Below are 25,429 nucleotides of genomic sequence, written 5' to 3' on the forward strand. Positions count from 1 at the left end.
TCTCTCCTAGCGCATTGTGCGGAAAAGTGGACCCGGTTTTCAGCCCAAACAATGCGCCAGTTAAAAGATGAGCATCGGCCGATCCCAAAAGTGGTGTCCACTTTTGGGCCGATGCTCCAGGCGGGGGCAAGGCAGGATTTGGGGAAGCTCGACAGTTTCCGGCTTTCTTCTCGGCGCGATTGGCCCTAAATCCACGCAGGTTCTCGTTTGCTAAGGAACGCGCAATGGCGACAACATCGACGATCCGCTGGCTGGCCCTTGGAGTGGCGCTCGCCCTCGGATCTCCCGCCGTGCAGGCCCAGCCCGCTCCGATCAAGATCGGGGAGCTGAATTCCTATGCCCGACAGGCAGCCTTCACCGTGCCTTATCGGGACGGGTGGCAGCTCGCGCTCGACGAGATCAACGCCAAGGGCGGGGTTCTCGGCCGCAAGCTCGAGATCGTCTCCCGCGAGGATGGCGCGACCACGGGCGATGCCACCCGCGTGGCCGACGAGCTCGTGAGCCGCGAGGGCGTCTCGCTGCTCTTCGGCTCGTTCCTGTCGAATGTCGGCGTCGCCATGGCGGATTTCGCCAACCAGAAGAAGATCGTCTACATCGCCGCCGAGCCTCTGACCGATGCCATCACCATGGCTCAGGGCAACCGCTACACCTTCCGCATCCGGCCCAACAACACCATGCAGGTCGGCATGCTGGTGGATCAGGCCAAGGCTTCCGGAGCGAAGCGCTGGGCCATCGTCGCGCCGAACTACGAATACGGCCAGTCGGCGGCGGCCGCCTTCAAGCGACTGATCCAGGAGCGCGTGCCCGGCGCCCAGATCGTTGCCGAGCAATATCCGGCCCTCGGCAAGATCGAGGCGGGCCCCACGGTCTCGGCGCTCGAGCAGGCGAAGCCCGACGGCGTCTTCAACGTGCTCTTCGGCCCCGACCTCACCCAGTTCGTCCGCGAGGGCAATACCCGCGGCCTCTTCGAGGGCAAGACCGTTCTTTCGCTTCTCACCGGCGAGCCCGAATGGCTCCTGCCCCTGAAGGACGAGGTGCCCGCGGGCTGGACGGTGACGGGCTATCCCTGGGACCAGATCACCGAGCCGAAGCACAAGGCATTCGTTGACGCCTACCGTGCCAAGTACAACGACACGCCGCGTCTCGGCTCGCTCCTCGGTTACATGGTCGTCTATATGATCCGCGACACCATCGAGCGCGCCGGCTCCACCGAGACCGAGGCCATCATCAAGGCACTCGAGGATGCGAAGTTCGACACCGTCGTCGGCCCCATCACCATGCGCGGCATCGACAACCAATCCTCCATGGGAGCCTGGGTCGGCAAGCTCGTGCTCAAAGGCGCCGCCGGTGGCATGACCGACTGGGCTTACAAGGACGGCACCTCGTTCATGCCGACCGAGGGCGAGGTGAAGGCGGTGCGGAAGGATTGACGCGCTTTCACCCTCCCCTTGAGGGGGAGGGTCGGCGCTTCAGCGCCGGGGTGGGGTGGCACCGCAACAGAAACCGATCATGTCCGATATCAGCCGCTTCAGACGCGAAAGAGCAAAACAACTTCGCTCAAGCACTACCGTGCCGGAGCGGGCCCTCTGGCGCGCCCTGAAGCGCATTCCCGTCTACGGTAGCCATTTCCGCCGCCAAGTCCCCATCGGCCCCTATGTCGCCGATTTCGCCTGCCTGAAGGCTCGCCTTCTCATCGAACTCGACGGCGGTCACCATTCGCAGGACGATGTTGCCAGCAAGGATGAAGCCCGGACCCGCTGGCTCGAAAAAGAAGGCTATCGCGTCGTCCGGTTCTGGAATGCCGAGCTGATCAAGAACATGAACGGCGTTCTCGACACCATTTACGCGGCCTTATATGGCTCGCCGCAATCGGAAGCGCTGGTGCTTCCCACCCCACCCCGGCCTGACGGCCGACCCTCCCCCTCAAGGGGAGGGTAACCGCGATGGATCCCTCCTTCCTCGCCGTTCAGGCGCTGAGCGGCCTCTCCAGCGCTTCATCGCTTTTCATCGCTGCCTGCGGCCTGACGATCGTTTTCGGCGTCACGCGGATCGTGAACTTCGCGCACGGTTCGCTCTACATGATCGGCGCCTACACGGCCGCGACCCTGGTGCCGCGGCTGCTCGAACTCTCCTTCGGACCCGTCACCTTCTGGGTCGGCATCCTGCTCTCGGCGCTCATCGTCGGCATCATCGGAGTCATCATCGAAGTTCTGCTCCTGCGGCGCATCTACGGCGCGCCGGAGCTTTTTCAGCTGCTCGCCACCTTCGGCGTGGTGCTGGTTGTGCAGGATCTCGTGATCCAGGTCTTCGGTCCGGAGGATATTCTCGGACCCCGCGCTCCCGGCCTGCGCGCGCCGGTGGAAATCCTCGGACGGCGCTTTCCTTCTTATGAGCTCGTGCTGATCGCCGCCGGCCCCGTCGTGCTGGGGCTCGTCTGGCTTCTCCTGCGCCGGACCCGTTTCGGCGTTTTGGTGCGGGCGGCGACGCAGGATCGCGACATGGTGGCCTCGCTCGGCGTCAACCAGGCGATGCTGTTCACCGGCACGCTGTTTCTCGGCGCCTTTCTCGCCGGCCTCGGCGGCGCGCTCCAGATCCCGCGCGTCTCGGCCCATGCGGGCATGGACCTGTCGATCATCGCCGAGGCCTTCGTCGTCACCGTGGTCGGCGGCATGGGCAGCGTGCCGGGAGCCTTTCTCGCGGCGCTCATCATCGGGCAGCTTCAGGCCTTCGGCATCCTGATCTTCCCGAAGAGCACCCTCGTCGTGGTGTTCCTGCTCATGGCCGTGGTGCTGGCGATCCGGCCCTACGGCTTCTTCGGGCGCGCCGAAACCGTTGGCGGCACCCACGCGATCGGCATCGCCAGCCACAAGCCCCTGCCCGGCCGGACCTATATCCTGCTCGTCGTCATTGCGGCTCTCGCCGCCTTCCCGCTGGTGGCGGATGCCTATCTCCTGAAGGTCGCGACCGAGATCCTGATCTTCGCGCTCTTCGCCTTCAGCCTGCAGCTTCTCATCGGCGTCGGCGGGCTCGTGAGCTTCGGCCATGCGGCCTTCTTCGGCCTCGGCGCCTATGGCGCGGCACTTGCCGTGAAATGGTACGGCGCCTCGATGGAGGCAGCGCTGCCCCTCGGACTCGCATTGGCGGCCTTGGGCGCGATGCTGATCGGCGCCTTCGTGGTGCGTCTCTCCGGCATCTATCTCGCCATGATGACCCTCGCCGCCGCGCAGATCCTCTACGCGGTCGCCTTCCAATGGGTCGACGTGACCGGCGGCGACAACGGCATCGTCGGGGTATGGCCGTCGGGCTGGGCGAGCGGACCTGTCCCGTATTACGCCCTGACTGCGGCGCTGACGCTCGTGACGGTGCTGCTTCTGAAGCGCGTCATCGACGCGCCCTTCGGCTACGCCCTGCGTGCCGCCCGCGACTCGGAGGCCCGTGCGGAAGCGATCGGATTGAGCGTCCGCCGGCAGCGCTGGCTCGCCTTCATGATCGCGGGCGCTGCCGCCGGGCTCGCGGGCGGCCTCTATGCCTTCTCCCGCGGCTCGGTGGACCCGAGCCTTCTCGGCATCTCGACCTCGGTGGATGCCCTGACCATGCTGCTGCTGGGCGGCATCCAGACCGTAACCGGCCCGCTCGTCGGCGCCGGTGTCCTGCATTTCCTGCGCGACCAGATCATGCCGCTGACGCCGCTCTGGCGCCTGATGCTGGGCCTGAGCATCATCGCCATGGTGCTGCTCTTCCCCCGCGGACTCGTGGGCACGCTCCGGCACTGGCAGGAGCAGCGGGCATGACGCTTCTCACCGTCACGGGCCTGCACAAATCCTTCGGCGGTGTCGTGGCGGCGCGGGACGTGACGTTCTCGCTCGAGCGCGGCGAGATGCTGGCGATCATCGGCCCGAACGGGGCCGGCAAGTCGACGGTGTTCAACATGGTCGGCGGACAGCTCAAGGCCGATCGCGGCCGGGTCCTGCTCGACGGGCTGGACATCACCCATGCCTCGCCGCAGACGCGGTTTCGGCGCGGCGTGGGGCGCACTTTCCAGGTGGCGCAGGCCTTCCTCTCCATGAGCACCGCCGAGAACGTGCAGATGGCGCTGATCAGCGCCAGGCGGCAAAGCGGCAGGCTCTGGACGCCGGCCCGGGAGCGCCATCGCGACAAGGCCATGGAACTGCTCGCCAAGGTCGGCATGGCGGAGGCGGCGGACATGCCCTGCTCGGCCCTGGCCTATGGCGACGTGAAGCGGGTGGAGCTTGCCGTGGCGCTGGCCGGCGAGCCCAAGCTCCTTCTCATGGACGAGCCCACCGCCGGCATGGCCCCGCGCGAACGGGCAGCGCTGATGGACCTGACCGCGGACATCGCCGCCTCGCGCGGAATCGGCGTCCTCTTCACCGAGCACGACATGGACGTGGTCTTCGGCCATGCGGCCCGGGTGCTCGTACTCCTGCGCGGCCAGATCATCGCCGCGGGCTCACCCGACGAGATCCGCCAGGATCCGCAGGTGCGGCGCGCCTATCTCGGCGACGCGCATGCCCTGGAGCGGCCGAAAGGGGCGGCCCCCGCATGAAACGCGATGTGCTTCTCGACGTCAGGAACCTCAACGCCTTCTACGGCCGGGCGCAGGTGCTGTTCGACCTATCGATCCATCTCTATCCCGGCGAGGTCGTGGCGCTTCTCGGCCGCAACGGGGCCGGCAAGACCACGACGCTGAAGGCGATCATGGGCCTGATCTCGGCCACCGCCACCCATGCCACCTTCAAGGGGCACACCCTCGGCAAGCTCCCGACTTACAAAATCGCCCGGCTCGGGCTCGGCTACGTGCCCGAGGACCGGCGCATCTTCACCGACCTCACCGTCGACGAGAACCTGGAGACCGGGCGCCGAGAGGCGGTGGCCGGCCGTGCCCCCTGGACGCCGGAGCGGCTCTTCCGGCTCTTTCCCAACCTTGCCGAGATGCGCGGGCGGCGCGGCAACCAGATGTCCGGCGGCGAGCAGCAGATGCTGACGATCGCGCGCACCCTCATGGGCAACCCGGATGCGATCCTGCTCGATGAGCCCTCCGAGGGCATCGCCCCGGTCATCGTCCAGATGATGGCCGATGCGATCCGGGCCATGAAGGCGGAGGGGGTAGCCGTGCTTCTCTCCGAGCAGAACTGGGCCTTCGCCGCCGGGATCGGCGACCGGGCCTGCGTCATCGAGCGCGGGGAGATCCGGTTCCAGGGCTCCATGGCCGAGCTTGTCGCCGACGAGGCGCTGCGGGCGGAAACCCTCGGGGTTTGATACGCCAAACCGTTGACGGAACGGGCCGAAAGGACGATATGCAGCCATCCGGCGCCCCGTCCGCGCCACATCCCAGAATAGATGTAAAGAGGAACTCCCGCTTCATGGGCGTCATCCATGTGACCGACCGGGCCGGCCAGCGCCACACTCTCGAGGCGATCGAGGGCTGGCGGGTGATGGAGATCATCCGGGACTGGGGGCTGCCCATCGAAGGCCTGTGCGGCGGAGCCTGCGAATGCGCCACCTGCCATGTCTTCGTCGCCGAGGACTGGCTCGACAAGCTCTATCCTGCCACCGACGAGGAGGAGGATCAGCTCGACACGGTGGTGACGAAACCGAATTCCCGCCTCTCCTGCCAGATCCTCTGGACCCCCGAACTCGACGGCCTGGAGGTCACCCTCGCCCCGACCGGCGCGTGACCGCCATCCTGCCATATTGCTAAGACCAAGAGACCGTGCTTTCGAAAAGGTCTCTCGAAGGAGCCTGTTCATGACCGACCATATCGAAACGGACGTCGTCATCATCGGTGCCGGGCCCGTGGGCCTGTTCGCCGTGTTCGAGCTCGGCCTCCTCGATATCAAGTGCCACCTGATCGACATCCTGCCGAAAGTGGGCGGCCAATGCGCCGAGCTCTACCCGGAAAAGCCGATCTACGACATTCCGGGCTTTCCGATGGTCACGGGCCAGGGCCTCGTCGACAACCTGATGGCGCAGATCGAGCCGTTCCATCCGACTTTCCACCTCAGCGAGATGGTGGAGAGCCTGGAATCCATCGGCACGCCCGAGGCGCCGCTGTTCCGGGTCAAGACCTCCGAGAACGGCACCACGTTCACCTGCAAGGCGGTGATCATCGCCGCGGGCGGCGGCTCGTTCCAGCCGAAGAAGCCTCCGATCGACCATATCGAGGAATACGAGGGCACCGGCGTGTACTATGCCGTGCGCAAGATGGAGATGTTCCGCAACAAGAAGGTGCTCATCGTCGGCGGCGGCGATTCCGCGCTCGACTGGACGGTGAACCTGCAGCCCATCGCCAAGCGTCTCACCCTGCTCCACCGCCGCGACGCCTTCCGCGCCGCGCCGCACACGGTGGAGAAGATGCGCTCCCTCGTCGCCTCTGGTGAGATGGACCTGCATCTCGGCCAGGTGACCACCCTGAAGGGCGAAGCGCCGGTGCTGGAAGGCGCCGTGATCCGCAAGGACGACGGCTCGGAGATCACGGTGGATTGCGACGTGATGCTGCCCTTCTTCGGCCTCACCATGAAGCTCGGCCCCATCGCCGATTGGGGCCTGAACCTGCATGAGAACCTGGTCCCGGTGGACACGGAGAAGTTCGAGACCAACGTTCCCGGCATCTTCGCCATCGGCGACATCAACATCTATCCGGGCAAGCTGAAGCTGATCCTCTCCGGCTTCCATGAGGCCGCGCTCGCGGCGCAGAAAGTGCACCGCTACGTCTATCCGGAAAAGAAGCTCCTGTTCCAATACACGACCTCGTCCACGAGCCTGCAGAAGAAGCTCGGCGTCGCGGCCTGACCGGGCCGGCGGCGATGATCGCCGCCGCTCAGAGCAGGATGTTGTTGTTCGTGCCCCAGATGATGCCGAGCCCAACCGTAATCGCGAAATTGGGAGCTGCGCTGGTGCCGGCATCTCCGACGAAGCCGTAAAGGATTCCGTTGCTGAAATCGTAGCACAGACTCCCGGCAGCAAGTATGGCGGGGGCACCCAAACTGATCGTGATGGTCGACGAGAAGGCATCGTCTGCGCCGCCGTTGATCGCGTCGATTTTGGAGAGGTCGAGCACATCCTGGCTGCCGTTGAAATCGGCGATGACATCGCCCGCCACCTCCTGGGTCGTGGCGAAGACGAAGGTGTCGTGGTCCTCGCCCCCGATGAGCCTGTCCGCACCGGTGCCGCCCTCGAGCGTATCGTTGTCGTCGCCTCCGTCCAGGGTATCGGCTCCGTCGAGGCCATGGAGCTTGTCGGCACCGATCAGGCCGATGAGGGTGTTGCCGGCATCGTTGCCCCAGATGGAGTCCGCCCGGATGGTGCCCCGAACGCCCTCGATCGAAGTGAACTCATCCGTGCCGAATCCACCCGTTCCGGTCTGCACCTTGTTTCGAAGGTCGATCGAGATCGCTGAGGTGGCCAGAAGGTAGTCGACGATATCGTGTCCGGGGCGACCATTGAGAATGTCGTCGCCTTGTCCGCCATCTAGGTAGTCGTTCCCGGTACTGCCGTTCAGCGTATCGTCGAACGCGCTTCCGGTAAGGCCCTCGATGCTCTCGAAGACGTCGCGGGTCGACGACTCGACGCCGTCACCGAGAACCACATTGACGCCGGCCCCGGCACGACGGTAATCGACGATGTCCATGCCGGCGCCGCCTTTGAAGGTGTTGCCGACAATCCGATCCACGCCGGTGAATCCACTGACGAAGCGGTCGTCGAAGGCCGTTCCGATGACGCCCTCGATGCTGATCAGCTGATCGGAGAGGCCTCCGAGCGCAACGCCGGTATTGATCGCATATTGCTTGCCTTCGGCGAGATCGACGAAGACGCCTCCGCCGAACACTCCCGATGAGGGATGCTTGGAGTAATCCGCGTAGTCGTACCCGCCCCCTCCATTGATGACGTCCACAATGCTGCCCAGGCCATTCACGTCGTATCCGCCGTCGAGCGTGTCGTCTCCCTCGAGACCCTCAAGCCTGTTCTCGGTGTTGGTGGCCGTGACCGCGATGTAGTTGTTCAGGCTATTTCCGTTCAAGATCATGAAAAGATCGCGTCTGACGATCAGGTTCTCGACATGGTCGGCGAGGAGGTACTCGCGCAGCGCGAAACTTCGGGCGATCTCGATGGTGTCGATTCCCTCACCCGCCTGCTCGATCGCCACATCCATTTCGTTGTTGGAGGTATAGGCGTCGAAGATATAGGTGTCGTCGCCGGCGCCGCCGATCAGTGTATCCGCGCCCTTGCCGCCATCGAGCGTGTTGGCGAGAGCGTTGCCCGTCCCCCGCGTCGCGGCGCCGGTCAGCGTCAGGTTCTCGAGGTTGTCGCCCAGCGTGTAATCGACGGCGCTCACGACGGTATCGGTGAAGCCGTCGCCGGTGCCCACCGCCTCGCCAATGATCGTGTCGCCGGTCTCGTCTACGATATAGGTGTCGTTGCCGGCGCCGCCGATCAGCGTGTCCACGCCGGCACCGCCGTCGAGCGTATTGGCGAGGCCGTTGCCCGCGATCCGGTTCGCGAGAGCGTTGCCCGTCCCCCGCATCGCGGCGCCGGTCAGCGACAGGTATTCGAGATTGGCTGCCAGCGTATAGTCCACGGATGCCCACACCAGGTCGAGGGCGTCTCCGCCGGTCCCCTCCGCCTCCCCCTCGATGACGTCCCCGACATCGTCCACCACATAAGCGTCACTTCCCGCACCCCCGATGAGGCGATCGGCGCCCATCCCGCCATCGAGACTGTCGGTACCCGCGCCGCCGACGATGACGTCGCTGCCGCCTCCGCCGAGGAGGGTGTCCGCTCCCTCGCCGCCATCCAGGTTGTCATCACCTTCACCGCCCGCGATGTTGTCGGCCCCGAGCCCTCCGATCAGCGTATCGTTGCCGGCTCCGCCGTCGAGAGCGTCGGCTCCCTCGCCGCCATCGAGCATGTCCGAGCCCGTCCCACCCTCGACCCAGTCGTTGCCGTCCTCACCGAAAAGCCGGTCGGCTCCACCGCCGGCGCGGATCGTGTCGAAGCCGGCGCCGCCCCGGACGATATTGGCAAAATCGTCCGCGTCCGTACCGATCTCGATGAGATCGCCGAAACCGCCGGCCTCGACGATCTCGAAGCCGCTCAAGGTGTCGTTGCCCTGGCCGGTCGCCGTTCCGCTGCCGGTGGAATCGAGGCGGATGACGAGTGCCGATCCGGCGAAGGAAAAGATCGCCCTGTCCGCGCTGCCGAGACCGCCTGCGAGCCTATCGTCGCCTGCATCGCCATGCACCGCGTCATCGCCCGCACCGCCGTCGAGCGAGTCGTTGCCCGCACCGCCGAAAAGCGTGTCCCCGCCGTCGGCGCCGAGGAGCGTATCGTTGCCGTCGAGGCCATGAAGGGTGCTGTGCTGCGCGCTGCTCGCCGTGATGACGTTTGCAAGCTCGTTGCCGGTGCCGATCGCGGCTGCACCGGCAAGCCTGAGATTCTCGACGTTCGCACCGAGGGTATAATCGATGCTCGATTCGACCGTGTCGATTCCTGCGCCCGGGGCCTCCACGACGACATCGTTCTGATTATCGACGGAATAGAGATCGTTGCCCGCGCCGCCGTCGAGCTTGTCACTGCCGCTTCCCCCGATCAGCGTATCGTCGCCGCCGCCGCCGAAAAGCACGTCATTGCCGCCGCTTCCGTCGAGCCGGTTGGCGGTGAGGATGCTATCGGCGCCGCCCGTAAGCGTGTCGCCGAACGACGAACCGATCGCATTCTCGATGCCTGAGAGCCGATCGGTTCCCGCGCCCATCGTGTTCTGCGCCGTCGTCCTGGACAGATCGACCGACACTCCCTTGGCAGCGCTCGCATAGCTCGCCGTGTCGCTGCCCGTGCCGCCGATCAGCCTGTCGCTGCCGGCGCCGCCGTTGAGCGTGTCGTCGCCGGCAGCACCGTCGAGCGTGTTGGCGGCGCTGTTGCCGGTGATCACGTTGGCGAGCGCGTTGCCTTTTCCCTTGGCGATCCGCCCGCCGAGGATGAGATTCTCGATTCCCGATGCAAGCGTGTATCTGCTTACTCGCGCCTCGACCGTGTCAAGGCCGCCATTCGTCGTCTCCCGGACTCGGTCGCGCAGGGAATCCACCATATAGCGATCGTCGCCCGAACCGCCCACGAGCGAGTCGTTGCCGCTGCCGCCGATCAGCGTGTCGCTCCCCGCGCCGCCCAGCAATGTGTCGTTGCCGCCGCCGCCATTCAGCCTGTCGCTGCCTGCGCCGCCGGAGAGCCTGTTGGCGGCATCGTCGCCCGTCACCGTCTTCGCAGACGGCTTGCTCATCCCTCCGGCGATCGCCGCGTCTTTCGGAAGCGTCGGGCTCTCCACTTTGAATGGCCGGGAAGGGCCGGGAAGCGGAAAGGAGAACGACGCCGACATCGCAGCCGGGCCGGACACGGGGGGAAGGGCGTCGGTATAGGCCTGATCGGCCGGCGCGCTGAAGAGCACGTCGAGGCCGGGCCAGATGATCGGGCGAATGGGGGTGCTCCAGCGGTCCGAGCCCGGCTCGCCCGGGTCGGTCCGAACCGGCAACCTGATGGAATCGGGCATGGCCTAACTCTCCTGATAAGGACAAGCTTCCCAAAGCTTTATTATAACATATGTTAATCGACAAGGCCCGGGATGGTGTGCCGATACCGGAACCGTTGGCCCTTGCGGCGAATCTGCCTTTCTGAAACTCTCCGGCCCATGACGCTCACGACAGATCTCACCCTCGGCCGCCGCGCGATGGCGATGATCGAGGATCTCGCCCGGCATACAGACGAGCCCGGCCGCCTCACCCGCCTCTATCTCTCCGACGCGCACCGCAAAGCGGCAGACGCCACGCTCCAGCTGATGCTGGAGGTGGGCTTAAACGCCCATATCGACGCGCTCGGCTCCGTGATCGGCCGCATCGAAGGCGCCGATCCCGACGCACCCGCCCTCCTCATCGGCTCGCATATCGATTCCGTCGTCGATGCCGGCCGCTACGACGGCAATCTCGGCGTGGTGCTCGGCATCGTCGCGGTCGAGGCTTTGACGCGGCAGGGCATCAAGCCCGCATGTCCCATCGAGATCGTGGCTTTCGGGGATGAGGAGAATGTGCGCTTCCCGACCAATCTCTCCACGTCCCAGGCGCTGGCCGGCCGCTTCAATCCGGCCTGGCTCGACGGCAGGGATCAGGATGGCATCGCGCTTCGCGATGCGCTGATCCGCTTCGGCGGCGATCCGGATGGTGCGGCGGCGCTCGCCCGCGACCCGGCGCGCTATCGCGGCTATCTCGAGGTTCACATCGAGCAGGGACCGCTCCTGGAAGCGAAGGACCTGCCCGTCGGAATCGTCTCCGCCATCAACGGCATCACACGGGCCCGCGCCACCGCCCTCGGCGAGGCGGGCCATGCCGGCACGGTGCCGATGGCCATGCGCCGCGACGCGCTTGCGGCGGTCGCCGAGATGATCAGCATCGTGGAGCGCGCAGGCTCCACCCGCACCGATACGGTGGCGACCGTCGGCGTGGCGCAGGTGCAGCCCGGCGCAATCAACGTCATTCCCGCACGGGTCGATTTCACTCTCGACGCGCGCTCGCCGGACGATGCAGTGCGCCTCGCCATGGTGGAGGACATCGTGACCGAGTGCCATGCGGCGGCGCAGCGGCGCGGTGTGGCCTTCACCATCGAGCCGTTCATGGAATCGCCCGCGACGCCCATGGACAAGACCCTGATCGGACAGCTCGAGGATGCTGCGCGGAGCCTCGGCATCGCGCCGCTGCATCTTTCCTCCGGGGCCGGGCACGATGCGGTGGCCATGGCCAATCTCTGCCCCTCCGCCATGCTCTTCGTGCGCTGCAAGGGCGGCATCAGCCACAACCCGGCGGAATCGATCACGGTCGAGGACGCGGATGTGGCGGCCCGCGTGCTGATCGAAGCGGTCAGGCGGATCGCGGCGTGAGAGTCGTTCGATGACGCCGACACCGACAATCGAATTCGTCGACGACGAGCCCGCGCTCCACGACGTCGTGCTCAACGGCGTGCGAGCCTTCAACGCAACGCTCTTTGCCGGTCATCCGCCGGGCCTGGATCTTGCCATCGCCATTCGCGATCCGGACAGCAATATGCCCGTCGGAGGGCTTCTGGGCCGCACGGCCGGCGGCTGGCTCGGAATCGAACTGCTCTTCGTGCCCGAGGCGCTTCGCGGAATGGGCCTTGCGACGACGCTCGTCGCGGTGGCCGAGGAGGAGGCTACACGGCGGGGCTGCCATTCGGCCTGGATCGACACGCTCAATCCCAAGGCGTGCGGCCTCTATCGGCGTCTCGGCTACGAGGTCTTCGGCGAGCTCAAGGATTATCCGGTCGGCGGCAGCCGCGTCTTCCTGCAGAAGAAGCTCGGTGCGGTGACCTGAACATCGTCAGCCGCGCCACTCGTCCGCGAGCACGGCCCAGCGCTCATGATCGCGCCATTCGCCGTCGATCTTCAGATAGCGCGGCGAATAGCCCTCCTGACGGAAACCCAGTCTTTTGGCGAGTGCGCGCGACGGCTCGTTGCCGGGCTGGATGTTCGCCTCCAGCCGATGCAGGCCGAGCCCATGGAAGGCATGCGTCACGGTAAGCCTCACCGCCTCGCCCATCAGGCCGCGCCCGTTCATGCCGGCCATGCCGTAATAGCCCATATAGGCGCTCTGAAAGAAGCCGCGCACGATCTCGCTCACGTTCACCACGCCGACGATTCGTCCGCTCTCCCGCTCGCGGGCGATGAAGCCGAAGGAGCGATCCCCGTCGCAGCGCGCGAGATAGCCGAGAAAGCTCGCCTGATCGCGGCAGGGAGACACCCAGGGTTCGTGCAGGCCGATGCTCGCCAGATTGGCAGCGACCAGCTCGACCGCATCGGAAGCCTGAACGGGACGAATGACAACGCGTGACACCATGGAGTTCATTCCAGCTTCAGGAACCATGGCATAGACATGCCGTTGTCGTCAGCCCCTTAAAGACGCAAGGAATGGACCATGCGAGCCATCATTCTCCCCGCCTTCGCTCTCGCTCTTAGTGCCGGCTTCCTCGCTGCACCGCACGAGGCTCGGGCGCGCTTCAGCCCCGAGCAGGTGCATGCGCCTTCGCTCGTCGACAATGTGCAATGCATCACGCGGCGGGTGCGCACCGTGCGGCCGAACGGCAGGGTGGTCTATCGCACCGTCCGCGATTGCGGCGTGCGGCCGGGCTGGAACCGTCCGAATCGCTGCCGCTGGGTGCGCGAGCGCATCGTGCAACCCAACGGACGTATCGTGTTTCGCGACGTCCGCCGCTGCCGGTGAGCCATCGCAGCTTAAAGCATTTCAGGGCCCGGCATCGCCGGGCCCTTTTCGTTTATTCCAGCTCGCCGATGGCGCTCTCGACCGCCGCGACGACCGCGCCGGAGCGCACGAGATCGAGCGCCTGGCGCATCTCGATGGCATACCAGCGGTCACCGTCGAGGGCTGGCGGGATGACGGCGCGGATCGCCTCCATCGCCGCACGCGAGCCTTTTCCGAGCGGATAATCCTTGGCGATCGGTTCGACGAGGGTGAGCGCCTGCGCCGCCATCAGCAATTCGCCTGCCACGATCTGCTCCACGTTCTCGACGATGGTGCGCGCCTTGCGCCCACTCCAGGTCGAGTTGGAGACGTGATCCTCCGCATTGGACTTGCCGGGAATCGAATCGACCGAGCCCGGCGTCGCAAGGCCACGATTTTCCATCACGAGCGCCGACATCGAGCATTGCACCGTGGCGAAGCCGGTATTGAGACCGCGCTTGCCCGCGAGCAGGTTGCGGGGCAGGCCGTAGGACATGGTGGGATCGATCAGGCGCGCGAGGCGCCGCTCGGAAACCGCGCCGAGGTCGGCGATGGCGATGGCGAGAAAGTCCATCGCCTGCGCCATGTATTGGCCGTGGAAATGGCCGCCCGAGATCGACACGTAGCCGCCCTTGCCGTCGTCGAAGATCAGCGGATTGTCGGTGGCGGAATTCATCTCCGTTCCGACGATGCGCTCGACATATTCGATCGCCTCGACAGCGGGCCCGTGAACCTGCGGCGTGCAGCGCAGGGAATAGACGTCCTGCACGCGCGGGCTCGCGGGCTGGCCGGGCTGGCGCGGCTCGTCGGGGAAGACGACATCGCGCGCTTCCTGCGAGCAGCGCTTCGTGCCCTCGAGTATGCGCAGCAGGTTGCGCGCCACGCGGGCCTGGCCGGGATGCGGGCGCGCCTTGTGCACGCGCGGATCGAAGGCGGCAAGCTCCCCGCGCATGGCTTCCAGCGATAGGCACATGGCGATGTCGGCCTGCTTGAGCAGACGGCGCGCATCGTGCGTGGCGAGCGCGGCGAGGGCGAGCGAGGTGGTCGAGCCGTTGATGAGGGCCGAGGCATCCTTCGCGCCGAGGTCGAAATCGGGATCGAAGCCGGCAGCGTGAATAGCCTCGCGCGCCGGCATGAGTTTTCCGCGATAGACCATTTCGGCTTCCTCGAAGCCGCAGACGGAGCCTGCCATATGGGCGAGCGGCGCGAGATCGCCCGAGGCGCCGACCGAGCCCTTCTGCGGAATCACCGGATGCAGACCGGCATTGAGGAAGGCGAGAAGCCGCTCGACGAGCTCGACGCGCGGACCGGAATAATTCGACGCGAAGGCATTGGCCCGCAGCAGCATCATCGCCCGGGTGACGTCCTCGGAAAATGCCTCGCCGACGCCCGTCGCATGGGCATAGACGGTCTTGCGCTGGTAGGCCGCCATGTCACTGATGAGCACGCGCTGATCCTTGAACAGGCCGACGCCGGTGTTGAAGGCATACATGAGCGGCGCATCGTCGTGCATCCAGGTGCGGTCGATATAGTCGCGCGTCGCCGCGATCCGCTCGCGCGCTTCCGGCGCCAGGGCCGCCTGCGCGTAATTGCCTTGCGCGTCCGGGCGGGCGACCCGCACCGTATCCTCAATGCGGAGTGTCGCCCCGTCGAGCTTGACCGTCATCGCTGTTCCTCACGTTGATGGACAAGGGATACCGAGGCTTCCGACCCGGTGCAACCGCTCCTCCGGGTCTGTGTGTCGAAGAGCCAGCACCTGTGGGCCCGGAGCCGTTGGGCTCCGAGCCTTGTGGAGAGCGAGGGTGGCGCGAAGGGCGGCCCGGCTCGCTGATGCATGGTGTGAAATGGAAGAGCCGGGAGGCCGCTTCGCGCACGGCTTTTTTAGGCGGACAGGCGGTGCCGGTTCGGTGACTGCGCCAGGCGGGAACCGCAACGTCAGCGGGGGCCTGGGACCAATCCCTATTCAGCAGCACACAGCCTGGGCCTCCCGTCACACGCACCTGCGTACCGGCACATGCACGGGACCGTGCCTGCTCCCACACTGCGACGCCTCGCGAGCGCGCCCCTCGTCAGGAGCAGATCTTGCGCAAGTGTATAGCCGAGGTTGGGACTATTGTCAAGAACAAAGTGAGAACATAACGTTGCTCTCCGTCCATCTCCGCTGTCATCCCGGGACTGCGCAGCAGGGCCCGGGATCCATAGCCACGACATCCCCGCAGAGGGTGATCGACCTCACACCTCTTTCTGCGCCATTGGCGGTTATGGATCCCGGACTCCGCTGCGCGGCTCCGGGATGACAGTGGGTGACTTCGCGCTTCACCGTATCGGGATCACCGGCACGAGGCCGGTGATGACGTGAGTGGATGGCATGAAGGACGGTGTCATTCCCGGCCGGAGATGGCGCAGCCATCGGAGGGGAAGGGAATCCACCCACACGCTCGGCGCCATGGGTCCCCTTCCCTCGCTTCGCTCGCCGGGGATGACACGCGGATCTCCCCTCTCCCGTGCGGGCGTAAGGGCGGGGCTTTCCATCGGCAAAGCGCCCGTCCACCTTCTCCTGCAGCGCGTCCCGCTCAGTGCCTCATCCGGCACCGGCCTTCCCTCACCCCGACCCTCTCCCAAACAGGAGAGGGAGACGGACAGGGTCATCTCAACGAAAAAGGCCCCGGCGATGCCGGGGCCTTGATGAACGGGTATTCCGGACCGGCGGGCCGCGATCAGACGCGGCCGAGACGCTTGGTGGTCTGGGGGTCGAAGAGATGGACGTTGGCCGGGTCGACGGCCAGTGTCAGCTTGCGGGTGTCCGCCGGGAGCTGGCCGGTGGAGGCCTGCACGACGAATTCGGAACCGGCGACCTTGCCGTGGAAGAGCTGGGTCGCGCCGAGCTCCTCGACGAAATCCACATCCATGGAGAGGGAGCTCGCAGCGCCGCCGCCCGCCTGCACGTCCTCGGGGCGCAGGCCCACCTCGATGGCCGAGCCGGGGGCCAGGCCCTCGCGCATGTCTGTCACCGCGATCGATTGCCCGCCGACCGACACGCGGCCCTGGCCTTCCACGGTTCCGGAGAGGATGTTCATGGGCGGTGAGCCGATGAAGGTAGCCACGAACCGTGTCTCGGGGCGGCGATAGACGTCGGCGGGGGAGCCGACCTGCTCGATCTGGCCGCCGGACATCACCACGAGCTTGTCGGAGAGCGTCATCGCCTCGACCTGATCGTGGGTGACGTAGATCGAGGTCACGCCGAGAGCCCGCTGGAGGCGCTTGATCTCGACGCGCATCTGCACGCGCAGCTTGGCGTCGAGGTTGGAGAGCGGCTCGTCGAAGAGGAAGACCTGCGGCTTGCGCACGATGGCGCGGCCCATGGCGACGCGCTGGCGCTGGCCGCCGGACAACTGGCGCGGCTTGCGTGCGAGGAAGGATTCGATGGCGAGGATGCGCGCGGCTTCCTTCACGCGCTTCTCGATCTCGTCCTTGGGCGTGCCGCGGTTCTTCAGCCCATAGGCCATGTTGTCGTAGACCGTCATGTGCGGATAGAGCGCATAGTTCTGGAATACCATGGCGATGTCGCGGTCGGCGGGCTCGACCTGGTTCACCACACGCTCGCCGATCTTCACCTCGCCGCCGGAGATCGTCTCGAGGCCTGCGATCATGCGCAGCAACGTGGACTTGCCGCAGCCGGACGGGCCGACCAGCACGCAGAACGAGCCGTCCTCGATGCCGAGCGAGACGCCCTTCACCGCTTCCACATTGCCCGCGTAGATCTTCCTGACGGTGTCGAGCGTTACCCCTGCCATCGATTCATTCCTTTTGACCGCTGCCCGCGCCGCTTAAGGGGCGCCGGGCATGAATTCCATTGTTGTGAGAAGGCGCTGCGCAACTTTTGCGCGTCACTTCTCCGTTTCGACGAGACCCTTCACGAAGAGCCTCTGCATGAAGACCACCACCAGCACCGGCGGCAGCATGGCAAGCACCGCGGTAGTCATCGCGATCTGCCATTCGGTGAGCGCGTCGGTCGTCGTGATCATCTTCTTGATGCCGATGACGATGGTCTGCATCGAGCTCTTGGTCGTGATCAGCAGCGGCCAGAGATACTGGTTCCAGCCGTAGATGAACTGGATCACGAACAGGGCCGCGATCGTCGTGATCGACAGGGGAAGGAGCGTATCCTTGAAGAAGCGGAACGCGCCCGCGCCGTCGATCTTGGAGGCCTCCAGCAGCTCGTCCGGAATCGTCATGAAGAACTGGCGGAAGAGCAGCGTGCCGGTGGCAGAGGCGATGAGCGGCATGATCAGGCCGGTATAGGTGTCGAGCAGGCCGAGATCGGCGACGATCTTGTAGGTCGGGTAGATGCGCACCTCGACGGGCAGCATCAGCGTGATGAAGATGACCCAGAACGCCGTCTTGCGGAACGGGAACTTGAAATAGACCACCGCATAGGCCGAGAGGATCGAGATCAGGATTTTTCCGAGTGCTATTCCTAAGGCCATGATCATGGAGTTGACCATCATCATGCCGACAGGCTCGCGGGCGAGCGCGCCGCCATAGAACAGCGCGCGCGAATAGTTCACGCCGGCCTGATCGCCCGGCGTGAGCGGCATGTTGCCGTTGACGATCGTGGCGGCATCGAAGGTCGAGGCCATGACGGCCAGATAGACCGGGAAGACCACGATGACGATGCCCAGCGCGAGCGTCAGATAGGCCATGAATTGGGTGAAGGGACGATTCTCGACCATCAGTACTGCACCTTGCGCTCGACATAACGGAACTGGATGGCGGTGAGCGCGATCACGATGATCATCAGGATCACCGACTGCGCGGCCGAGCCGCCGAGATCGCCGCCGAGGCGGCCGTCCGCATAGACCTTGTAGACGAGAGTCGTCGTCGTTCCGGCGGGACCGCCGCCGGTCACGGCATCGATGATGCCGAAGGTGTCGAAGAACACGTAGACGATGTTGACCACGAGCAGGAAGAACGTGGTCGGCGACAGGAGCGGGAAGATGACCGTCCAGAACCGGCGCATGGGACCCGCGCCGTCGATGGCCGCGGCCTCGATCACGCTCTTCGGGATCGCCTGAAGCCCGGCGAGGAAGAACAGGAAGTTGTAGCTGATCTGCTTCCAGGTCGCGGAGAGCACGAGCAGCGTCATGGCGTGGTTGCCGTTGAGCATCGGGTTCCAGTCGATGCCGATCGCCTTGATCGGCTTCGACAGGGTGCCGAGCGTCGGATGGAACATGAAGATCCACAGCACGCCGGCGATGGCCGGGGCGACCGCATAGGGCCAGATCAGCAGGGTCTTGAAGGCCTGTCCACCGCGCAGGTTCTTGTCGGCCTGCGTCGCCAGCAGCAGCGAGCAGGCGAGCGAGAAGAAGGCGACGAGGGACGAGAAGATCGCCGTCGTGACCATGGCCCGGTAATATTCCGGCTGCTGGAACAGGTGGACGTAATTTTCGAAGCCGATGAATTCCGAGGAGAGGCCGAAGGCGTCCTCGCGCAGGAAGGACTGCCAGATCGCCTGCGAGGCCGGCCAGTAGAAGAAGATGAGGGTGATCGCCATCTGCGGAACGATCAGCAGAAGCGGCAGTGTCCAACCTGAAAAATGAGCTCGTTTTTCCATCGCGATTACGGCTGTCCGGGGATGGGAGGCAGATGACGGCGGCAACCGGTCTGCGAAGGTTATCTATAAGATCATCCCGGACAGCTTATCGAAGCCGCCCGGGATGACAGAAGCACAGATCGGTTCAGTTTAGCGAACGGTGCGCTCGAACTGACGCAGGATCTGGTTGGAACGGTTCACGGCGGAGTCGAGAGCGTCCTTGGCCGGCTTCTGGCCGGCGAGCGCCGCCTCGATCTCCTCAGAGACCACGTCGCGGATCTGGACCATGTTGCCGAAGCGCAGACCGCGGGAATTCTCGGTCGGCTCCTTGTTGGTCAGCTCCAGCAGCGGAGTCTGCAGGACGGGGTTCTTCTCGTAGAAGCCCGAAGCCTTGGTCTTCTCGTAGGCCGCCTTGGTGATCGGGAGGTAGCCCGATTCCTGGTGCAGTTTGGCCTGGCGATCCGTGTCCGACAGGAAGGCGAAGAACTTGGCCACGCCCTTGTACTCGTCGGCTTTCTTGCCGCCCATGACCCACAGCGAAGCGCCGCCGATGATGGAGTTCTGCGGAGCGCCCTGGACGTCCGGGTAATACGGCATCGGCACGGAGGTGAAGTCGAACTTCGCGTTGGCCTTCACGTTGCCGTAGAAGCCCGACGAGGTCAGGAAGATCGCGCATTCGCCCGAGGTGAAACGGCCCTCGGAGCGGCTGTCGCGGCCCGAGTAATCGTAGGTCTTGTCCTTCTGCAGGTCGACGAGGTTCTGCAGATGCTTCACATGGGCCGGAGAGTTGAACTTCATCTCCGTGTCGAAGCCGTTGAGGCCGTTGGCCTTGGTGGCCATCGGAATGTTGTGCCAGGCCGAGAACTGCTCGATGTTGGCCCAGGGAGCCCAGGCATTCGAGAAGCCGCAGGTCTCGTGGCCAGCGGCCTTCAGCTTCTTGCCGGCTTCGAACACCTGCGGCCAGGTCTTCGGGATCTCGGCGATGCCGGCCTTCTTCAGCTCGTCCTTGTTGATCCACATGACCATCGAGGAGGAGTTGAACGGGAAGGAGAGCATCTCGCCCTTGGCGGTCGAGTAGTAGCCGGTGATGGCCGGCAGGTAGGCCTGCGGATCGAACTTCTCGCCCGCTTCCTTCATCATCTCGTGGACCGGCTTCACCGCGCCGCGGGCGCCCATCATGGTCGCCGTACCGACTTCGAAGACCTGCAGGATGTGGGGAGCGTTGCCGGCGCGGAAGGCGGCGATGCCGGCGTTCAGCGTGTCGGCATACTGGCCCTTGTAGCTGACGACGACCTTGTAGTCCTTCTGCGAATTGTTGAACTCTTCTGCCAGCTTGTTGACGACCTCGTTGTTGGCGCCGGTCATCGCATGCCACCACTGGATCTCCGTCTGTGCGAAGGCGGAGGTGCTCGTCGCCAGGCCGAGGGCCAGTGCGCCGAGAAGGGACTTCTTCATCATCGTGATCTCTCCCAAGTCATCCCGTCGGGGACGTTATTGTCGTTCATCACCCATGCGTTAAGGCCGAGTGACGTTTCTATGACGAAAATATGACAATCATAGCCGGCTTCAAAATGGAAGCCCCTTCCTCCAAAAGACTTAACGCCGGCCACCGGGAATGAGCCTGGGCGCCTCCTCGTTGGGGGGAGTACCCGAACGGAAGAAACCCCGGAGCAGCGACGAACCGGGACGCGGGGACCGGCTCAAGGCCAAGCTTGACCGTGTCGCGTAAACGCGAATCGCCCGTGAAGGGCCGCGACGCGCTAAATCACGTTGCGCTCGAGGAGCGGCCTGTTGGCGAGCACGCGCTCGTAGCCGAGTTCGGACAGGTCGAGCGTCCTGTATCCGCCATGGACGATCAGCTCGGCAAGGCCGCGTCCGACGGCCGGCGCCTGCTGCAGCCCGTGGCCCGAGAAGCCGTTGCAGAGATAGAAATTTTTCATCTCGCCCGCGGTGCCGACGATGGCGTTGTGGTCGAGCAGGCACATGTCGTAGGGCCCCGACCAGGCGCGGCCCGGCCGGATCGCCTCGAAAGCGGGCACGCGATGGGCAAGCGAGGGCCAGATGAACTCCTCGAAGAAGGCGTGATCGATCTCCTGCGACGCCGGATCCTCGTCGGACCAGTCGGGATCGAGATCGGCCTCCGGCGAGGCGCCGCAGATGAAATGCCCCTCCCCTTCCGGACGCACATAAGCGCCCGACGTGTCGATGAGCAGCGGGCAGTTCTCCACAGGCCCCCGGCACGAGAACGTGAAGACGTAGCGGCGCTTGGCCTGGACCGGGATCGCAAGGCCGGCCATCGCCGCGATCGCCCGGCCGCCGGAGCCGGCGCAGTTGACGAGCGCTCCGCAGGCGATGCGCGTGCCGTCCTTCAGACGCACGGCGACGATGGCGGTGCCGTCGCGTTCGATCGCGGCCACCTCGCCCTTCACGTATTCGGCGCCGAGCGCGCGCGCCTTCTTGCGGAAGGCCTGGAGCAGGCCCCAGCCGTCGAACCAGCCTTCGCCCGAGCGGCCCCAGGTGCCGGCGGCGAGATCCTCCGTGTTGAGCCAGGGGAAGCGCTCCTTCAGCGCGGCAGGATCGAGATAGAGAATGTCGGCGCCCTCGGCCGTCTGGAGCGCGTGGTTCTCGGCGAGGATCGACGCGCCAGCCTCCGACGCGCAATAGAGATAGCCGCCTTCCTTGAGCCCGATCTCCGGACGCTCGCCATCGACCGCGAGACGGTCGCCGATGCTGCGCAGGAAATCGATTCCGTAGAGCGAGATGCGGATGTTCACCGCGCTCGAATATTGCTGGCGGATCGAGGCCGCCGACAGGGCCGAGGCCGAGAGCTGGTAGGTGGGATCCTTCTCGACGACGACGACGCGCCCCTTGAAGCCGGAATCGGCGAGCAAATGATAGGCCGCGGAAGAACCCATGACGGCGCCGCCGACGATCACGACATCGGCTTGGAGAGAAGGTGCTGAGGTCATCGTTCGAATTTCGTTGAGAGGATGATGGAGGACTGGGTGCGCTCCACCCCATCGAGCGCACCGATCTTGTCGATGGCGGCGTCGAGGGAGGGAACGTCCTGAGCCTCTACCACCGCCAGGAGATCGAAGACACCCGCGACCGAATGAAGCGCGCGCAATTCAGGCATGCGCTGCAGCGCGGCCACGACGCCGCCCGAGGCCTTGGGCGCCACGACGATGGTCACATGCGCGCGCACCATCCGGCTCGCGACCTCCTCGGCGAGGCGCAAGGTATAGCCGGCGATGACCCCGCGGCGCTCAAGGCTTTCCACCCGCGCCTGCACCGTGGTGCGCGACAGCTTCAGGCGCCGCGCCGCCTCCGCATGGCCGATGCGGGCATTCTCCCGCAGCAGGGCGATCAGGGCACGGTCCGTGGCATCCAGCATCGATATGACCAATCAACTCGGCAATCTGCCGAAAACTACTCGGCTTTCCGTCGGTTTGTCCATGGCGCTTTGCACGGATTTGCCTTTTTCTAGAGGCAACACAGGGAGGTTTTCATGCACTCGATCCTCGTCATCGGCGCCGGCAAGATCGGCTCCACCATCGCCGACATGCTCCACGAGACCGGCGATTACCGGGTCACCGTCGCGGATTCCTCTGCCGAGGCGCTCGAAGCGGTCGCCAAGGACGGCGTCAAGACGGTCCAACTCGACTTCAGCGACGCGGTCGCCCTGCAGAATGCCCTGAAGGGTCATTACGCCGTGCTCAGCGCCGCGCCCTACCACCTGACCGGCCATGTGGCGAAGGCGGCGCGGCTGACGGGCGTCAACTATTTCGACCTGACCGAGGACGTCGCCACCACCCGCATGGTGAAGGAGCTGGCCGATGGCGCCGAGACGGCGTTCATTCCCCAATGCGGCCTCGCTCCCGGCTTCATCTCCATCGTCGCCCACGACATCGCGAGCCGCTTCGACAAGCTCGACACGGTGCGCCTGCGCGTCGGCGCGCTGCCGCAATACCCGTCGAACGCCCTGTCCTACAACCTCACCTGGAGCACGGACGGCGTCATCAACGAGTATATCGAGCGCTGCGAGGCCGTGGTCGACGGTACCCTACGCGAAGTCCCGGCCATGGAAGAGCTGGAGGAATTTTCCCTCGACGGCACCCGCTACGAGGCCTTCAACACCTCCGGCGGCCTCGGCACGCTGTGCGAGACGCTTCAAGGCAAGGTGCGCAACCTGAACTACAAGACGATCCGCTATCCCGGCCATTGCGCCCTCATGCGGGTGCTGCTCAACGACCTGCAGCTGCGCAACCGCCGCGAGGTTCTCAAGGACATCCTGGAGAACGCGGTTCCGGCCACCATGCAGGACATGGTCATCGTCTTCGTCACCGTGACCGGCGAGCGCGCCGGCCGCTTCGTGCAGGAAACCTATGCCCGCAGCATCTACGGCCAGAACGTGGCAGGCACCCAGCGCACCGCGATCCAGGTGACCACCGCCGCCGGCATCTGCGCCATGCTCGACCTGCTGGTCGCTGGCCAACTGCCGAAACAGGGCTTCGTGCGCCAGGAGGAGATCGACCTCGACACCTTTCTCGCCAACCGCTTCGGCCGGGTCTATGCCGGCGAGCGCCTGGACAAGGGCCACGAGCCGGCGGTCAAGAACATCCGCCTCGACGCGGTGGCGTGAGGAAGGTCTCCAGTTAGGCCGGGTGCAAAGCTCTTTCCCTCCCCCTTGTGGGGAGGGCCCAGGGTGGGGGTGCCGGCGCCAGACCTTCATAGGCTATCGCTCACACCCCCACCTCCAACTCCTCCCCACAAGGGGGAGGAGGGCCGGTCGAGCCAAGCTTTTGGGTTCTTTACAAAATGGCATGACCCTATTCGGGAAAAGCAGTTCCCAGGCTTCCCGGTCATGCATTAAGACGGTGGCATGAAAGCCGCCGTCGTTTCGTTCCAAGGACAAGCGAGGGTGGCAGGCTCCATGAGCCTCACGCCCGCATTCAGGGAGACCAACATGACCGCGAGCCTGAAACCCGTATCCGCCGCACCCGCCTCCGTTGCGGACGAGGCCCGCGCCATTCTCGCGCGCCTCGGCGTGCCGGAGAGCGCCTTCGCCGCCGGCGGCCGTCCGGCCCGGTCCCCGATCACCGGCGAGGTGATCGCCCATGTGCGCGAGACGACGCCCGACGAGGCCAAGGCCGCCATCGGCCGGGCCGACGCCGCCTTCAAGGCCTGGCGCAAGATCCCGGCGCCCCGGCGCGGCGAGTTCATCCGGCTGCTGGGCGAGGAGCTGCGCGCCGCCAAGGACGATCTCGGCCGCCTCGTGACGCTCGAAGCCGGTAAGATCGTCTCGGAAGGCCTCGGCGAGGTGCAGGAGATGATCGACATCTGCGACTTCGCGGTCGGTCTGTCGCGCCAGCTCTACGGCCTGACCATCGCCACCGAGCGCGCCGACCACCGCATGATGGAGACCTGGCATCCGCTGGGCGTCTGCGGTGTCATCTCCGCCTTCAACTTCCCCGTCGCCGTGTGGTCGTGGAATGCGGCGCTCGCGCTCGTCTGCGGCGACAGCGTGGTGTGGAAGCCCTCCGAGAAGACCCTGCTGACCGCGCTCGCCACCCACGCCATCGTCGAGCGCGCGGCCAAGCGCTTCGGCGGCGTGCCGGAAGGTCTCTGCGAGGTGCTGCTCGGCGGCCGCGAGGTCGGCGAGATCCTCGTCGAGGACACCCGTGTGCCGATTCTCTCCGCCACCGGCTCCACCGCCATGGGCCGTCAGGTCGGCCCGAAGCTCGCGGAGCGCTTCGCCCGCGCGATCCTCGAGCTCGGCGGCAACAACGCCGCCATCGTCGCGCCTTCCGCCGATCTCGATCTGGCGCTCCGCGGCATCGCCTTTGCCGCCATGGGCACGGCGGGCCAGCGCTGCACGACGCTTCGCCGTCTCTTCGTGCACGAGAGCGTCTACGACCAGCTCGTGCCGCGTCTCGCCAAGGTCTATTCGAGCGTCAAGATCGGCGACCCGCGCGCGGAAGGGACGCTCGTCGGCCCGCTGATCGACAAGGCCGCTTTCGACGGCATGGAGCGCGCCCTCGACGAGGCCCGCGCGGCCGGCGGCAAGGTGCATGGCGGCGGACGCTATACGGACGTGGCCAATGACGGCGTCTATGCGCGCCCGGCGCTCGTCGAGATGCCGAGCCAGACCGGCCCGGTGACCCGCGAGACCTTCGCGCCGATCCTCTACGTGATGCGCTACTCCGACTTCGACGAGGCGATCGCGCTGCACAACGCGGTCGGCGCCGGCCTTTCCTCCTCGATCTTCACGCTCAACCTGCGCGAGGCCGAGGCCTTCGTCTCGGTCGTGGGCTCCGATTGCGGCATCGCCAATGTCAATATCGGCCCCTCGGGCGCCGAGATCGGCGGTGCCTTCGGCGGCGAGAAGGAGACGGGCGGCGGCCGTGAATCGGGCTCGGACGCCTGGAAGGCCTATATGCGCCGTGCCACCAACACGATCAATTACGGCGCGACGCTTCCGCTCGCCCAGGGCGTGAAGTTCGACGTCGACGCCTGATCGTTGCAC

Annotated in this window: 21 protein-coding genes; 12 read left to right on the forward strand and 9 right to left on the reverse strand. The window is 65.6% G+C overall.

The window, feature by feature from the left end; genetic code table 11:
• The first annotated feature begins 224 nt into the window (after nucleotides 1-224).
• The 7 genes from BB934_RS10690 to BB934_RS10720 all read left to right on the forward strand — a co-directional run bounded on the left by BB934_RS10690 (nucleotide 225) and on the right by BB934_RS10720 (nucleotide 6,810).
• On the forward strand, nucleotides 225-1,430 hold the full coding sequence (locus BB934_RS10690; protein ID WP_099509614.1) for an ABC transporter substrate-binding protein: 1,206 nt from the start codon (nucleotides 225-227) through the stop codon (nucleotides 1,428-1,430).
• 79 nt (nucleotides 1,431-1,509) lie between these two features.
• Nucleotides 1,510-1,938, forward strand: coding sequence for an endonuclease domain-containing protein (locus BB934_RS10695; protein WP_099512738.1), 429 nt, complete (start codon nucleotides 1,510-1,512; stop codon nucleotides 1,936-1,938).
• Nucleotides 1,939-1,943: 5 nt separating this feature from the next.
• Nucleotides 1,944-3,791: an ABC transporter permease gene (locus BB934_RS10700; RefSeq protein WP_099509615.1), complete on the forward strand. Its 1,848-nt coding sequence runs from the start codon at nucleotides 1,944-1,946 to the stop codon at nucleotides 3,789-3,791.
• Nucleotides 3,788-4,564 (forward strand): ABC transporter ATP-binding protein, encoded by a 777-nt coding sequence (locus BB934_RS10705; RefSeq protein ID WP_099509616.1) that lies wholly within the window; start codon nucleotides 3,788-3,790, stop codon nucleotides 4,562-4,564. Before BB934_RS10700 ends, BB934_RS10705 begins: the two co-directional genes overlap by 4 nt.
• Complete coding sequence (locus tag BB934_RS10710; RefSeq protein ID WP_099509617.1) at nucleotides 4,561-5,277, forward strand: ABC transporter ATP-binding protein; 717 nt, start codon at nucleotides 4,561-4,563, stop codon at nucleotides 5,275-5,277. Before BB934_RS10705 ends, BB934_RS10710 begins: the two co-directional genes overlap by 4 nt.
• A gap of 104 nt (nucleotides 5,278-5,381) precedes the next feature.
• On the forward strand, nucleotides 5,382-5,696 hold the full coding sequence (locus BB934_RS10715) for a 2Fe-2S iron-sulfur cluster-binding protein (RefSeq protein ID WP_099509618.1): 315 nt from the start codon (nucleotides 5,382-5,384) through the stop codon (nucleotides 5,694-5,696).
• Nucleotides 5,697-5,766: 70 nt separating this feature from the next.
• Nucleotides 5,767-6,810, forward strand: coding sequence for an NAD(P)/FAD-dependent oxidoreductase (locus BB934_RS10720; protein WP_099509619.1), 1,044 nt, complete (start codon nucleotides 5,767-5,769; stop codon nucleotides 6,808-6,810).
• A gap of 28 nt (nucleotides 6,811-6,838) precedes the next feature.
• On the opposite strand, the gene BB934_RS10725 is transcribed toward BB934_RS10720, so the two are convergent.
• Entirely contained in the window at nucleotides 6,839-10,558 is a 3,720-nt protein-coding gene (locus BB934_RS10725) for a beta strand repeat-containing protein (protein WP_157934128.1), read from the reverse strand.
• Nucleotides 10,559-10,696: 138 nt separating this feature from the next.
• Between BB934_RS10725 and BB934_RS10745 the strand changes: the two genes are divergently transcribed.
• Together BB934_RS10745 and BB934_RS10750 are read left to right on the forward strand one after the other, a co-directional pair.
• Nucleotides 10,697-11,935 (forward strand): allantoate amidohydrolase, encoded by a 1,239-nt coding sequence (locus BB934_RS10745; RefSeq protein WP_099509624.1) that lies wholly within the window; start codon nucleotides 10,697-10,699, stop codon nucleotides 11,933-11,935.
• Nucleotides 11,936-11,945: 10 nt separating this feature from the next.
• Entirely contained in the window at nucleotides 11,946-12,386 is a 441-nt protein-coding gene (locus tag BB934_RS10750; protein ID WP_099509625.1) for a GNAT family N-acetyltransferase, read from the forward strand.
• A gap of 6 nt (nucleotides 12,387-12,392) precedes the next feature.
• On the opposite strand, the gene BB934_RS10755 is transcribed toward BB934_RS10750, so the two are convergent.
• Entirely contained in the window at nucleotides 12,393-12,908 is a 516-nt protein-coding gene (locus BB934_RS10755) for a GNAT family N-acetyltransferase (protein WP_210422146.1), read from the reverse strand.
• A 78-nt stretch (nucleotides 12,909-12,986) separates the two neighbouring features.
• Here BB934_RS10755 and BB934_RS10760 point away from each other — a divergent pair, with 78 nt between their 5' ends.
• On the forward strand, nucleotides 12,987-13,292 hold the full coding sequence (locus tag BB934_RS10760; RefSeq protein ID WP_099509626.1) for a hypothetical protein: 306 nt from the start codon (nucleotides 12,987-12,989) through the stop codon (nucleotides 13,290-13,292).
• A gap of 52 nt (nucleotides 13,293-13,344) precedes the next feature.
• Here BB934_RS10760 and BB934_RS10765 read toward each other — a convergent pair whose 3' ends face one another.
• From BB934_RS10765 to BB934_RS10795, 7 genes are all read right to left on the reverse strand, one after another.
• On the reverse strand, nucleotides 13,345-14,976 hold the full coding sequence (locus tag BB934_RS10765) for an HAL/PAL/TAL family ammonia-lyase (RefSeq protein ID WP_099509627.1): 1,632 nt from the start codon (nucleotides 14,974-14,976) through the stop codon (nucleotides 13,345-13,347).
• A gap of 1,051 nt (nucleotides 14,977-16,027) precedes the next feature.
• Nucleotides 16,028-17,104 carry a sn-glycerol-3-phosphate import ATP-binding protein UgpC gene (locus BB934_RS10770; RefSeq protein WP_099509628.1) on the reverse strand — a complete coding sequence of 359 codons (1,077 nt, stop codon included), beginning with the start codon at nucleotides 17,102-17,104 and terminating at the stop codon, nucleotides 16,028-16,030.
• A 93-nt stretch (nucleotides 17,105-17,197) separates the two neighbouring features.
• Nucleotides 17,198-18,043: a sn-glycerol-3-phosphate ABC transporter permease UgpE gene (gene ugpE / locus BB934_RS10775; RefSeq protein WP_099509629.1), complete on the reverse strand. Its 846-nt coding sequence runs from the start codon at nucleotides 18,041-18,043 to the stop codon at nucleotides 17,198-17,200.
• Nucleotides 18,043-18,924, reverse strand: a complete 882-nt coding sequence (gene ugpA / locus BB934_RS10780; RefSeq protein ID WP_099509630.1) for a sn-glycerol-3-phosphate ABC transporter permease UgpA — start codon at nucleotides 18,922-18,924, stop codon at nucleotides 18,043-18,045. Before ugpA ends, ugpE begins: the two co-directional genes overlap by 1 nt.
• A 129-nt stretch (nucleotides 18,925-19,053) precedes the next feature.
• The gene (gene ugpB, locus BB934_RS10785; RefSeq protein ID WP_418294737.1) at nucleotides 19,054-20,361 is read right to left on the reverse strand and encodes a sn-glycerol-3-phosphate ABC transporter substrate-binding protein UgpB; all 1,308 of its coding nucleotides are present in this window, start codon (nucleotides 20,359-20,361) and stop codon (nucleotides 19,054-19,056) included.
• A 302-nt stretch (nucleotides 20,362-20,663) separates the two neighbouring features.
• On the reverse strand, nucleotides 20,664-21,872 hold the full coding sequence (locus BB934_RS10790; protein ID WP_099509631.1) for an NAD(P)/FAD-dependent oxidoreductase: 1,209 nt from the start codon (nucleotides 21,870-21,872) through the stop codon (nucleotides 20,664-20,666).
• Nucleotides 21,869-22,297, reverse strand: coding sequence for an Lrp/AsnC family transcriptional regulator (locus tag BB934_RS10795; RefSeq protein WP_099509632.1), 429 nt, complete (start codon nucleotides 22,295-22,297; stop codon nucleotides 21,869-21,871). Before BB934_RS10795 ends, BB934_RS10790 begins: the two co-directional genes overlap by 4 nt.
• Nucleotides 22,298-22,411: 114 nt before the next feature.
• On the opposite strand from BB934_RS10795, the gene BB934_RS10800 reads away from it, so the two are divergent.
• Nucleotides 22,412-23,545: a saccharopine dehydrogenase family protein gene (locus BB934_RS10800; RefSeq protein ID WP_099509633.1), complete on the forward strand. Its 1,134-nt coding sequence runs from the start codon at nucleotides 22,412-22,414 to the stop codon at nucleotides 23,543-23,545.
• Nucleotides 23,546-23,869: 324 nt separating this feature from the next.
• Complete coding sequence (gene amaB, locus BB934_RS10805; RefSeq protein WP_173909442.1) at nucleotides 23,870-25,420, forward strand: L-piperidine-6-carboxylate dehydrogenase; 1,551 nt, start codon at nucleotides 23,870-23,872, stop codon at nucleotides 25,418-25,420.
• The last annotated feature ends 9 nt before the right edge of the window (nucleotides 25,421-25,429 follow it).

The sequence above is a fragment of the Microvirga ossetica genome, from assembly GCF_002741015.1.
Classification (GTDB): domain Bacteria; phylum Pseudomonadota; class Alphaproteobacteria; order Rhizobiales; family Beijerinckiaceae; genus Microvirga; species Microvirga ossetica.

Excerpts from the sequence above, each read along its gene's own strand:
- BB934_RS10690 (WP_099509614.1), top strand. The coding sequence starts at position 225 with ATGGCGACAACATCGACGATCCGCTGGCTGGCCCTTGGAGTGGCGCTC.
- BB934_RS10695 (WP_099512738.1), top strand. The coding sequence starts at position 1,510 with ATGTCCGATATCAGCCGCTTCAGACGCGAAAGAGCAAAACAACTTCGC.
- BB934_RS10700 (WP_099509615.1), top strand. The coding sequence starts at position 1,944 with ATGGATCCCTCCTTCCTCGCCGTTCAGGCGCTGAGCGGCCTCTCCAGC.
- BB934_RS10705 (WP_099509616.1), top strand. The coding sequence starts at position 3,788 with ATGACGCTTCTCACCGTCACGGGCCTGCACAAATCCTTCGGCGGTGTC.
- BB934_RS10710 (WP_099509617.1), top strand. The coding sequence starts at position 4,561 with ATGAAACGCGATGTGCTTCTCGACGTCAGGAACCTCAACGCCTTCTAC.
- BB934_RS10715 (WP_099509618.1), top strand. The coding sequence starts at position 5,382 with ATGGGCGTCATCCATGTGACCGACCGGGCCGGCCAGCGCCACACTCTC.
- BB934_RS10720 (WP_099509619.1), top strand. The coding sequence starts at position 5,767 with ATGACCGACCATATCGAAACGGACGTCGTCATCATCGGTGCCGGGCCC.
- BB934_RS10725 (WP_157934128.1), bottom strand. The coding sequence starts at position 10,558 with ATGCCCGATTCCATCAGGTTGCCGGTTCGGACCGACCCGGGCGAGCCG.
- BB934_RS10745 (WP_099509624.1), top strand. The coding sequence starts at position 10,697 with ATGACGCTCACGACAGATCTCACCCTCGGCCGCCGCGCGATGGCGATG.
- BB934_RS10750 (WP_099509625.1), top strand. The coding sequence starts at position 11,946 with ATGACGCCGACACCGACAATCGAATTCGTCGACGACGAGCCCGCGCTC.
- BB934_RS10755 (WP_210422146.1), bottom strand. The coding sequence starts at position 12,908 with ATGGTGTCACGCGTTGTCATTCGTCCCGTTCAGGCTTCCGATGCGGTC.
- BB934_RS10760 (WP_099509626.1), top strand. The coding sequence starts at position 12,987 with ATGCGAGCCATCATTCTCCCCGCCTTCGCTCTCGCTCTTAGTGCCGGC.
- BB934_RS10765 (WP_099509627.1), bottom strand. The coding sequence starts at position 14,976 with ATGACGGTCAAGCTCGACGGGGCGACACTCCGCATTGAGGATACGGTG.
- BB934_RS10770 (WP_099509628.1), bottom strand. The coding sequence starts at position 17,104 with ATGGCAGGGGTAACGCTCGACACCGTCAGGAAGATCTACGCGGGCAAT.
- ugpE (WP_099509629.1), bottom strand. The coding sequence starts at position 18,043 with ATGGTCGAGAATCGTCCCTTCACCCAATTCATGGCCTATCTGACGCTC.
- ugpA (WP_099509630.1), bottom strand. The coding sequence starts at position 18,924 with ATGGAAAAACGAGCTCATTTTTCAGGTTGGACACTGCCGCTTCTGCTG.
- ugpB (WP_418294737.1), bottom strand. The coding sequence starts at position 20,361 with ATGATGAAGAAGTCCCTTCTCGGCGCACTGGCCCTCGGCCTGGCGACG.
- BB934_RS10790 (WP_099509631.1), bottom strand. The coding sequence starts at position 21,872 with ATGACCTCAGCACCTTCTCTCCAAGCCGATGTCGTGATCGTCGGCGGC.
- BB934_RS10795 (WP_099509632.1), bottom strand. The coding sequence starts at position 22,297 with ATGCTGGATGCCACGGACCGTGCCCTGATCGCCCTGCTGCGGGAGAAT.
- BB934_RS10800 (WP_099509633.1), top strand. The coding sequence starts at position 22,412 with ATGCACTCGATCCTCGTCATCGGCGCCGGCAAGATCGGCTCCACCATC.
- amaB (WP_173909442.1), top strand. The coding sequence starts at position 23,870 with ATGACCGCGAGCCTGAAACCCGTATCCGCCGCACCCGCCTCCGTTGCG.